The 9,981-nt window shown below is 64.8% G+C and carries 9 protein-coding genes; 4 read left to right on the top strand and 5 right to left on the bottom strand.

The genetic code is table 11. From position 1 onward, the window contains the following. Positions 1-64: 64 nt before the first annotated feature. Entirely contained in the window at positions 65-892 is an 828-nt protein-coding gene (locus ACHFFZ_RS07540) for a CPBP family intramembrane glutamic endopeptidase (protein WP_394276035.1), read from the bottom strand. 302 nt (positions 893-1,194) lie between these two features. On the opposite strand from ACHFFZ_RS07540, the gene ACHFFZ_RS07535 reads away from it, so the two are divergent. Both ACHFFZ_RS07535 and ACHFFZ_RS07530 read left to right on the top strand, forming a co-directional pair. Further along, positions 1,195-2,142, top strand: a complete 948-nt coding sequence (locus ACHFFZ_RS07535) for a sensor histidine kinase (RefSeq protein WP_394276034.1) — start codon at positions 1,195-1,197, stop codon at positions 2,140-2,142. Next, on the top strand, positions 2,139-2,762 hold the full coding sequence (locus tag ACHFFZ_RS07530; RefSeq protein WP_394276033.1) for a response regulator: 624 nt from the start codon (positions 2,139-2,141) through the stop codon (positions 2,760-2,762). The genes ACHFFZ_RS07535 and ACHFFZ_RS07530 overlap by 4 nt, the downstream gene beginning before the upstream one ends. A gap of 80 nt (positions 2,763-2,842) precedes the next feature. On the opposite strand, the gene ACHFFZ_RS07525 is transcribed toward ACHFFZ_RS07530, so the two are convergent. Beyond that, entirely contained in the window at positions 2,843-4,624 is a 1,782-nt protein-coding gene (locus ACHFFZ_RS07525) for a DUF262 domain-containing protein (RefSeq protein ID WP_394276032.1), read from the bottom strand. Positions 4,625-4,714: 90 nt separating this feature from the next. Further along, on the bottom strand, positions 4,715-5,824 hold the full coding sequence (locus ACHFFZ_RS07520) for an LOG family protein (RefSeq protein WP_394276031.1): 1,110 nt from the start codon (positions 5,822-5,824) through the stop codon (positions 4,715-4,717). Positions 5,825-5,956: 132 nt separating this feature from the next. On the opposite strand from ACHFFZ_RS07520, the gene ACHFFZ_RS07515 reads away from it, so the two are divergent. Both ACHFFZ_RS07515 and ACHFFZ_RS07510 read left to right on the top strand, forming a co-directional pair. Then, positions 5,957-7,210, top strand: a complete 1,254-nt coding sequence (locus ACHFFZ_RS07515) for an ATP-binding protein (protein ID WP_394276030.1) — start codon at positions 5,957-5,959, stop codon at positions 7,208-7,210. 4 nt (positions 7,211-7,214) lie between these two features. After that, positions 7,215-8,105: an alpha/beta fold hydrolase gene (locus ACHFFZ_RS07510; RefSeq protein ID WP_394276029.1), complete on the top strand. Its 891-nt coding sequence runs from the start codon at positions 7,215-7,217 to the stop codon at positions 8,103-8,105. On the opposite strand, the gene ACHFFZ_RS07505 is transcribed toward ACHFFZ_RS07510, so the two are convergent. Together ACHFFZ_RS07505 and ACHFFZ_RS07500 are read right to left on the bottom strand one after the other, a co-directional pair. Continuing rightward, the gene (locus ACHFFZ_RS07505) at positions 8,083-8,994 is read right to left on the bottom strand and encodes a carbohydrate ABC transporter permease (protein WP_123576430.1); all 912 of its coding nucleotides are present in this window, start codon (positions 8,992-8,994) and stop codon (positions 8,083-8,085) included. The two genes, ACHFFZ_RS07510 and ACHFFZ_RS07505, sit on opposite strands and share 23 nt — an antisense overlap. A gap of 1 nt (position 8,995) precedes the next feature. Next, positions 8,996-9,904: a carbohydrate ABC transporter permease gene (locus ACHFFZ_RS07500; protein WP_394276028.1), complete on the bottom strand. Its 909-nt coding sequence runs from the start codon at positions 9,902-9,904 to the stop codon at positions 8,996-8,998. Positions 9,905-9,981: the final 77 nt, after the last annotated feature.

The following is a 9,981-nucleotide window of genomic DNA, read 5'->3' as shown; positions in this document are numbered from 1 at the left end:
TCCGCAGGGGGTGCCGGCCACCATCGTCTTCCCCGAAAGGATTCACCTGTCGTAGACCACGCGGTCACCCTGCCACCCGCGCAGGACAAGCAATCCGAGCGTGACGTACCCGGCCGCCTGGGTGACCTACACGAGCGAACCATCGGCATTCCGCGGGGCGAAGCCCAGTGCGAGGTTGGTGAGGTTGCAGTCCGGCATGGACGCCGATGGCGCACCACAGCGGGCGCATCCGCAACGCCAAGGCGCCAGCGAGGAAGGCGAAGGCCATCGCCTGCAGGGGATAGGTGATGGCCTCGATGCCGTGCATTCCCCCGTTGGACACGACGTGGAGGGCGCCGAAGACGACGGCTGAGACCACCAGCGCCAGGCGAGGGCGGTCCTGCAGGCAGTTCATCAGCCAGCCACGCCACACCAGTTCCTCGGGGATGCCCTGCAGTGCAATGGCCTGGGCCACCTTGGCGAGCAGCACCAGGGCGAGCACGGAGCCGGTCATGCCGGCGCGCTCGGACGCGGTGGAGAAGGTCTCGATCGGCAGGCCAGGGACGCAGGCCAGCGCCTGGGCGCCCAGACCCACGGCCGCGGCCGCAGCCCAGCCCAGACCGAAGAGCCACCAGCTGTCCCGGCTGACTCGCCAGCCGACCTCTCCCAGACGCCTCCCCAGCACCCATCGGCTGGCGAGTGCGACCAGTACGAGGGACGTGGCGAGTGTCATGAGGCAGGCCAGGATGTTGACGACACGGTCCTGGCCCGGTGTCGGATCGGGTTGCACGGCCTTGGCAGCGAACTGCAGCGGGACCAGACCGATGTAGTTGGCGAACATCAGGACGACGGCGATCAGGGTGCAGGCCCAGAAGGGGAGCCGGGCGCGAATGCGGTGCTGGTTCGTGGTCATGGCACCAGCCAACTCCTGGCCAGGTGGCGAAACAGGTGCCCACGGTCGCCACTTCGTCGCACAGAACCATGACCGTGGTCACGGGTCTGTCATGCCCGCCCCGCCCTAGGCTGAGGGGGTGACGTCGCGTCAGGTCGAGCTCCTGGTCGGTCTCCGGGTGTGCCTGCTGGCTGGGCTGCAGGCGATGGCTGCCCTGCTCTCCTGGTCACACAGCCCGGCGGTGCTGATGGTGGTCGCCCTGTTGGGAAGCGCTGGTGATTCTGGGGTGGTTCGCCTGGCGGACGGGCCATGGGCGTGGGTGGGTGGTGGTCCTCTTCCTGGCCAGCTTCGCGAGCACGGGACTGGACGGGGGTGGCTCGACCGTCCTGATCCTGATTCTCGGCGTGGGACTGCTGGGTTACACCCTCGGCACGGCCTGGGGCCTGCTGGGGCTGGCCGTGATGGTCTGCCTGATCGAGCTGACGACCTATGCCTCGGACAACCTCGGCGGGTGGGGCGTGGCCGGGGTCCAGCTGCTCGCCGTCACCTTGATGCTGTCGCTGGGCGTGCTGCTGGGGCAGCTCCTGCGTGAACTGGACCAGGAACGTCGGCGCAATGCCGAACTGCTCGACGAGGTGCGTCGTGCTGCCGTCACGGAACAGGAGCTGATGCTCGTCGACGAGCGGTCGCGTTCGGCCCGAGAGCTGCACGACGGGCTGGGCCACCAGCTCACCCTGGTGGTGCTCAGCCTGGAGTTCGCGAAACGGATGCGGGACAAGGATCCCGGGCGGGCCTTCGCCGAGGTGCAGACCGCACGCGAGACCGCCGCCGAGGCCCTGGCCCACATGCGGCGTTGGGTGCGGGCACTCAACCTTCCACGGGAGGAGTTGGTCACGGGCAATGCCGCCTTCGAGGCGATCGCCCGCTCCTTCCGCGGTACCGGACTCGACGTGCGCCTGACCCATCGCGGCCGGGAGCGAGAACTCGACCGCGCCAGCTCGCTGTTCGCGCTGCGCCTGGTGCAGGAAGGCCTCACCAATGTGGTGCGTCACTCCTCGGTCACTCACGTCGACCTGCTCGTCGACTGGCAGCCTGAGGCCCTGCGCCTGGTGCTGGCCGACGACGGGGGAGCGGTGGCAGACCTGGCCCCCGGTTTCGGGCTGCGATCGCTGGCCGAACGCGCCCCGACGCTCGGTGGCAGCTTCGAGGCGCGCGGCACGCAGCAGGGCGTCGAGATCACCGGAACCATTCCCACCCAGGAGGAGAAGTGACCAGGATCCTGCTCGTCGACGACCAGCAACTGCTGCGGCGAGGACTTCGCCTGCTGCTGGAGACCAAGGACGGCCTGGAGGTCGTCGCCGAGGCAGCCGACGGCCACGAGGCGCTGGCGGTGCTGCCCAGCACCGAGGTGGACGTGGTGCTCACTGACGCCCGGATGCCCGGGATGGACGGGGTCGAGCTGGTCCGGCAGCTCACGGCCCGGCATCCCGGCCTGCCCGCGGTGGTGCTGACCACCTTCGACGACGAGGACATCATGACCGGTGCCATGGCGGCCGGCGCGGCGGGATTCCTGCTCAAGGACGTCTCCACCACCCGGTTCGCCGAGCCCATCGCCGAAGTCGCCGCTGGCGGGCTGGTGATCGACCCGCGGGTGGCCCGCCTGGCCCTGGGACGCGGTGCCGAGCGCACCGACCCGCTGGCGGTGCTGACCCGCACTGAACGGCTGGTGGCCGAGCAGGTCGCACGGGGCGCGACCAATGGCGAGATCGCTGCGGCCATGCACCTGTCGGAGGGGACGGTGAAGAACCACGTCTCGGCGCTGCTGCGCAAGTTGGAGCAGCGCGACCGCACCGGTCTGGCGTTGACCCTGTACCGGGTGCTGCACGGCTGAAGATTCCTGGTTCACCTCGGACCCTTGGACTGAACGCGAGCGTGCACATGGCAGGTCTCAGGAGAACACGGAGCAGGAAATTAGTCGATTCTGAGTTCGCGGTTCCATACGGAACAGCAGTCAGAAAGCAACGCTTCCCTTCGAGCATTGTAATATTCAGAGTTGTTCCACGTCGATGATTCTATGGCGTTGTGTAACGCGTGGTCGCTGGGGTTTACGAAATGCTTCAGCTCCCGAGACTTCTGTGCGAAATCCTTAGGTAGCGAGCTATTGATATCGGGTGGGAGCAGGGTTAGGTTTCCCAGCTTGAAAATCCAGAAGTTTCTTCTTGTTGCGGTAGAGCGACCGCCCTGGTCTTCGATATGCTCGATCGAGGGCTGTCTTGTGAGGTCTAATTTGGTGGAACCCCAGTGGCGTTCCAAGCGCATAAGGATGTACCTAATCCTGTGGACGTCCTTTTTGGCACTATTTGAGTACTCGAGCCTATCGAGGCCGTCCCTGAACTGGTTGTCACTGGGCGTGATCAAGCGGGCCTGTGCGTGGAATTCATGAAGGGCCTCCGCTAATTCGGCGCGGTTGGTGGCTGAAGCGATGGCATGAGATGTCCGACGAAAAAGCCGGCGGTTTGTAGATGTGGATGGGCGCTGCGAGATTGACCAACGAAACTGGAATTGTTCGATTACTTTTAGGAAGTCGACAAGTGTCTTGTTTGTGAGGATTGTTCCAGTGTGGTACTTCTTGAATAGTGCCAGTAGTAGTGGCATGGGTTGGAGGGATTTTGTGACGAGAATCCCATAGAGGGGATCGCATATCTTTTCATACTTGTCACGCCTGTAGCGTGGGAAATCGGACCATCCTTCAGCGCTTCCGCCGCTTTGCAGGGTTGCACCTAGGGCTTCTAGAGTTCGAGTTGCTTCGCGCAGCTCGCTAATGAGCTCCCTTGCCAGCTGGGCCTCTGCTTCTTTGCGTTCGTCTTCGGGGATGCCCGCGGGGGCTGAGAGGGCTTCTGCGACAGAGCGGCGCACTCGGCTGGTCTCAATAGATTCCGTTGGGTCGTTGAGGTTTCGGGAGTTCCAGAAGTAGGTCACGAACGCGTCGGGGGTTAGCCCCTCCAATTCCGTAGATTCGATAGCGGATATGGAGTCCGCCCAAGCCTTTTCATCGTCGGCTAGTGCCGTCGATGGGATTTTTGAAATCACCAAGTTCTTGATGAGGTCGATGGGAGTTAGGCTCTTTCCCCGGTCGTTGAGTGTCTCGAAGATTGTGAAGGCGTTGTTTCGATCTGGGACGCGGATATAGACAACGAGGGCGGCTAAAAGAGCATCTCGAAATTCATCGATGGCCTGCTCGGGGTTTCCTTTCGCTCTGATGTATTCGTGAAGATTTTCACTCAGTAGGCGGTAGGCAGCCTGCTGCAGTGAGGGGGGCGGCGCTTGAGTCGTCGCAATTCTGTCGGAAGCTCGGGAAATGACGGACTTGAGTTTTGCATTTTCAGCGTCACTCTTGATGGTGATTCTATACTGACCCTCTCCGTTCTTGTCGATAAACTCGAGATACTGTTCCACTCCGGTTGCACGATTATGTAGCTGGAATTCATGGTAGCAATCCCGCGTGACGGCCAACGCGATTAGGCAAGTTGTCAATCGCTGCTGTCCGTCCACAAGTTCGCGGATCGAGTCACCTGCTGCACAGGAGACCATACTTCCCATGAAGTGAGGGGACTTGGGGCTGCGAATCAAGTCGGCCCAGAAGTCTCGAATATTCTGTTCGGTCCAGGCATACTGTCGTTGATACCTCGGGACAATGTGCTGTCCTTGGGTGATGATCTCCGCGATCGAGCGCTTTCCTGCATCGATCTCCATGATTTTCCCTCCTTGATCTGGTGGTTGGGAGGGTACTTGATGGTGGCTGACCAAGGGAGGGGGACACCCAATGAGATCGGCGTGGATTGGCTATTTTTCGGCCAGCAGCACCTCGGCGGCCTCGGCGACGTGGTCCACCAGGTGCAGCCGGGTGCCCATGGCGCGGTCCCGGCCCAGCGCCTCCAGCAGCGGCCAGGCGGGCAGCTTGGTGGTCCAGTAGTCCCGTCCCACCAGCACCATCGGCGTCGTCGGGGCACCCTCGGGGGAGTAGTAGTTGCCCGTCGCGGCCTGGAAGATCTCCTGCACCGTCCCGGCAGCTCCCTGCAGGTAGACGATCCCGCCACGGCAGCGCTGCAGCAGGGTGTCCTCGCGGATGGCATTGGAGAAGTACTTGGCGATCACCGTCGCGAAACCATTGGGCGGCTCATGCCCGTAGAACCACGTCGGGATCCCGGCGGACTCGCCTGAGGGCTCCCACCGTCGACGCACCTCGAGCATGGCGCGCGCCCAGCCGGTGAGGTCCTCGTGGAAGTCCGGGGCCGCTGCCAACAGCGCGATGGCCTCGTCCAGCGCCTCTGGCTCACCCGCGAGGTAGGCGCCGAGGTTGGCGGCCTCCATGGCCCCGGGCCCACCGCCGGTCATCACCAGGCGGCCGCCGCGGGTCAGCTCACCGGCCAGCGCCGCTGCTTCCCGGAAGGTTGCGGTGCCGCGCGACGCGGCGTGGCCGCCCATGATGCCGATGGTGGTTTCGTCGGGACGGGTGGCGGACCAGTCGTCGAGGGACTCGCTCATCGAGTGGTCGTGCAGGCTCATCGCCAGCGTCGCACCCAGGCTGGGCTGGGCGCCCTGTGCGCGATGCCAGGCGTAGATCTGGGCGTCGTGACTGGCCGTGTACTCCTGCCCGGCGATCACGCTGTCGAACAGGTCCGGTGCCTCGTACAGGCGCGGCCGGTAGGGGTTGAAGGGCAGCTCCGGCAGGCGGGGGAAGACCAGCGCACCGCGGCTGCGCAGCGACTCGTCGAGCCCGGGCCGCAGGATGCAGCCCAAGAAGATGGCCCCCGCCACCGACGTGCGCTTGAGCAGCTCGGAGCGCTCCGTGAGGTCCACCGACTGCACCACGCACCGGTCCAGGTACAGGCCCCGGTCAAGGTGCGCATCGAAGGCCGCAAGGGTGTCGATCTCGTGCTCCACTGGAGTCATGCGGGCAAGCTTAGCCGCGAGGCCCAGTCGGCCTGGTGGCGGACAAAAAGTACTCTGGGAGACGGACAAAAAGTATTCTGGGACAGTGCCAAAAAGTAGTCTGGGAACCGGACAAAAGGTAGTCTGGGGAACATGTCCTACTTGCCTCGAACTGTTGACCTGGAGCTGGACGAACTGATGCCGGGCGCGCCGGCGATCGCACTGGACGGACCCAAGGGCGTGGGGAAGACCGGAACGGCAGAGCGCCGCTCTGCAGAGGTCTGGATCATGGATGATCCTGCGCAGCGCCAAAGACTCGAGGCGGACTTCGGTCTGGATGGGATCGCCACGCAGGGAACCGTCCTCATCGACGAGTGGCAGCGGCTACCGCAGGTCTGGGACTCTGTCCGGCGCAGCGTGGATCGTGGCGCCGTGCCGGGCAGATTCCTCCTGACCGGCTCTGCTACTCCGGTCTCGGCCGCGGGCACACACAGCGGTGCGGCACGAATTCTCTCCCTGCGAATGCGCCCCATGGGGCTGCACGAGCGAGGAATGGTGGAGCCGTCCGTTTCGCTGTCGCGCCTACTTGCGGGGACGGCGGATCAGGTGGGAGGACAGTCGCAGATGTCACTGTCCGACTATGGCAAGGCGATCGTCGGCAGTGGCTTTCCAGGGGCACTCGACCTCGCGCCGCGTCTGCGGCGCGCCTTCCTCGACGCCTACCTTGCGCGTGTGATTGATCGGGACCTACCAGACCTGGGCCGGGAGGTGCGCCGACCCGAGACACTGCGTCGATGGTTGAGGGCGTATGCCGCCGCGTCGTCGACCACCACCGCCTACTCGCGGCTGTTGGACTCGACGACGGCAGGCGACGGTGAGCAACCCTCCAAGACGGCGACCATCGCCTACCGGGAACACCTGTCCCAGCTCTTCCTCCTGGATCCCGTCCCGGGGTGGCTGCCCAGCCGGAGTCCCATGAGCCAACTGCGGCAAGCGCCCAAGCACCAGCTGGCCGATCCCGCCCTTGCGGCGCGCCTGCTCGGTCTGGGCGAAGCCAGCCTCCTGGCTCCCCGCGGAGCCGCGATGTTCGGTCCACTCTTCGAATCCCTGGTGACCTTGGGGGTTCGCGTGATGGCTCAGGCCGCCGAGGCGACTGTCAGCCACCTGCGCACCAAGGCGGGTGAGCGTGAAGTGGACCTCATCGTCGAGGCAGATGACGGAAGAGTGCTCGCCATCGAGGTGAAGCTCGCGGCGTCGGTGGAGGACTCCGATGTCCGGCATCTGCTGTGGCTCCGTGACCGGATGCCGGAGCAGGTGGTGGACCTGGTGGTCGTGACCACCGGAACCCATGCGTACCGGCGAAGCGATGGCGTTGCCGTGGTGCCGCTGGCCCTGCTGGGGGCCTGAGGGTATGGGTGAGTTCTGGCACGAGACCGACGACGGCATCCGGCTGCGGTGTCGGACCGAGGGGCCGGATTCGGCGCCTGCGACGGTGGTGCTCACCCACGGCTACGCGCAGGCCAGCGGCTGCTGGCACGCCCAGCTGGACTTCCTCGTGGCACAGGGCACGCGCGTGCTGGTCTGGGACCTGCGGGGGCATGGGCGCTCCCAGCGGCCCGACGACGCGTCGAGCTGCACCATCGACCGGATCGCCGATGACCTCGCCGAACTGGTCCGCGACCACTGCCCGGGTCCGGTGGTGCTGGTGGGGCACTCGATGGGTGGGATGGCGCTGATGGCCCTGGCCGACCGACATCCAGATCTGGTCCGGGACCGTGTGCGGGGCGTCGGTCTCGTCGCAACCTCCGCGACGGGGGAGGGCCTGGGCTTCCTGGGAGTGCGCCGCGCCGCGCACCTGGTGCAGACGGTGGCTCTGCCCGTCTTCGGTGCCTTCGCCCGGCACCAGGAGGCGATGCTGCGGCTGCGGCGGATCGGGCTGCCGCTGGAAGCGCCGGTGATGTGGGCCAGTTGTTGCGGTCTGGGGACCAGCTGGGACGACGTGCGGCTGACCGGCCAGATGGGCGCCGACGCCGGCTTCGCCACGATGACGGCCTTCCTGCCCGCCCTGTCGAGCCACCGTCGGACACAGGCGCTGGCCGCCTATCGCGGTCTCCCGAGCCTGGTGCTCAACGGCAGTTGGGACCTGGTCGTCCCGCCCGAGGCATCGGATGCCATCGCTCATGAATTGCCCGGGTGCCGCCGCGTGGTCGTGCCCCGGGCCGGCCACAACGTGATGATGGCCGGCCCGGAGCTGGTGGGGGAGGAGCTGCGCAGGTTGGTTACTTCTGCGAGCCGCGCATGATCCCGGAGATCACCCAGCGCTGGGCGATCATGTAGACCAGCACCATCGGGGCGATCGCCATCAGGTAGGAGGCGAAGGCCACGGTGTAGTTGGTGTTGAACTGGCCCTGGAAGACGTACTGCGCCAGCGGCAACGTCTGCTTGTCAGGATCCGTCAGGATCACCAGGGGCAGCAGGAAGTCATTCCACGCCCACAGGCAGGTGAGGATGCCCACCGTCGCGTTCATCGGGGTGAGCAGCGGGAAGATGATCTTCCAGAAGATCCCCCAGCGCGAGGCGCCCTCCAGGGAGGCTGACTCCTCGAGCTCCATCGGCACGGACTTGATGTAGCTGGTGTAGAGCAGGATGTTGAAGGCCAGCCCATAGACCGCGTACAGCAGGATCAGGCCCACCTCGTTGTCCAGGTGCAGCAGCGCCGTCTCCCGCACCACCGGCAGCATGATGATGGGGAAGGGCACGAACAGCGCGATCACGAAGTAGTAGTACAGGGCCTTGACCCATTTGCGGTCCAGGTTGCGGGCAATGGCATAGGCCACCATCGAGTTGGTCAGCAGGGTCAGGGTCACCGCGCCGATGGTGATGACCAGGGAGGTCCAGAAGCGCTTGGGGAATTCGGTCAGTTCCCAGGCCTGCTTGAAATTGTCCAGGCTCCACCTGCCGGGCAGTCCGAAGCCCGACTCCGCCAGTTCGGTGGGGGTCTTGAAGGCGGTGACCAGCGCGAACCACAGGGGCACGAGGATGGTCAGCGCCAGCAGGGCCAGGATGATGGTCGCGATCCAGTTGGTGCCCTGGCCGGACTTGCTGCGTCGTCGACGAATGGGCGGCTGCGCCTGCGGCTCCAGGCTTGCGACGTCTGTCTGGGAGACTTGGGAGATGGCTTGTTCGGACATGTCAGAGCCTTTCCTGGGACTGGAAGAAGCGCAGCTGGGCGAGTGACAGGAAGACGACGATCAGGAAGTAGATGATGCCGTTGGCCGTCTGGTAGGCGTACTCGCCGCCCTGGAAGCCGTTCTTGAAGATGAGGTAGGAGATGGACTGGGTGCTGGTGCCCGGTCCGCCGCCGGTCAGGGCGACGACCTGGTCGAAGACACCGAGCGAGCCCTTGAAGCTGAGCACCATGTTGATGCCCATGAAGGGGATGATCAGTGGCAGCGTGATGTGCAGGAGGTTCTTCCAGCCGCTGGCACCGTCGATGGAGGAGGCCTCGTAGACGGAGCTGTCGATGGTCTGCAGGCCGGACAGGTAGATGATCGTGTTGTAGGCAACGGCCTGCCAGACGCCGACGAAGACGATCGCCACCCAGGCGTACTTCTCGTTGGCCAGCAGGGAGGTGGACAGCACCTCGATGCCGAGCTTCTCGCCGATCAACGGCAGGTTGTTGGTGAACAAGTAGCCGAAGATGTAGCTGACGATCAGCACGGGGAGGATGTTCGGCAGGAAGAACAGGCCACGCCAGAAGGTCTGCCCCTTGATCTTCTCGTTGAGCAGCAGCGCCAGCGCCAGGGCGATGACGTTGATCAGGATCGTCGCGGCAATGGCGTACTTGAACGTGAACAGGTAGGACTCCCAGATGATGTTGTCCTTGAACAGGCTGATGTAGTTGCTCAGCCCGATCATGTGCCAGTCGCCGTAGCCCTTGAAATTGGTGAAGGTGTAGAACAGGCCGGTCAGGAAGGGCACCATGAGCAGGCCGGTGAAGAGCAGGAAGGCGGGGATCAGCATCGCCAGATAGGCGGGTTCGATCCGGCGACGGCCGCGCTCGGCGGTCATGTCCGGGGTGTCGGGTGCGATGGTGGACATCGACGTCTCCTTACTGGGTGCGCTGCAGGCGGGAGACGACCTTGTCCCACTGCTCGTCGAGGGTGGAGGCGAACTTC

This window comes from Luteococcus sp., assembly GCF_043424415.1.
Taxonomy (GTDB): domain Bacteria; phylum Actinomycetota; class Actinomycetes; order Propionibacteriales; family Propionibacteriaceae; genus Luteococcus.
The sequence above is the reverse complement of the archived record's forward strand: the minus strand, read 5'-3'. Positions and strand labels throughout refer to the sequence as shown.

Excerpts from the sequence above, each read along its gene's own strand:
- ACHFFZ_RS07540 (WP_394276035.1), bottom strand. The coding sequence starts at position 892 with ATGACCACGAACCAGCACCGCATTCGCGCCCGGCTCCCCTTCTGGGCC.
- ACHFFZ_RS07525 (WP_394276032.1), bottom strand. The coding sequence starts at position 4,624 with ATGGAGATCGATGCAGGAAAGCGCTCGATCGCGGAGATCATCACCCAA.
- ACHFFZ_RS07520 (WP_394276031.1), bottom strand. The coding sequence starts at position 5,824 with ATGACTCCAGTGGAGCACGAGATCGACACCCTTGCGGCCTTCGATGCG.
- ACHFFZ_RS07515 (WP_394276030.1), top strand. The coding sequence starts at position 5,957 with ATGTCCTACTTGCCTCGAACTGTTGACCTGGAGCTGGACGAACTGATG.
- ACHFFZ_RS07510 (WP_394276029.1), top strand. The coding sequence starts at position 7,215 with ATGGGTGAGTTCTGGCACGAGACCGACGACGGCATCCGGCTGCGGTGT.
- ACHFFZ_RS07505 (WP_123576430.1), bottom strand. The coding sequence starts at position 8,994 with ATGTCCGAACAAGCCATCTCCCAAGTCTCCCAGACAGACGTCGCAAGC.
- ACHFFZ_RS07500 (WP_394276028.1), bottom strand. The coding sequence starts at position 9,904 with ATGTCCACCATCGCACCCGACACCCCGGACATGACCGCCGAGCGCGGC.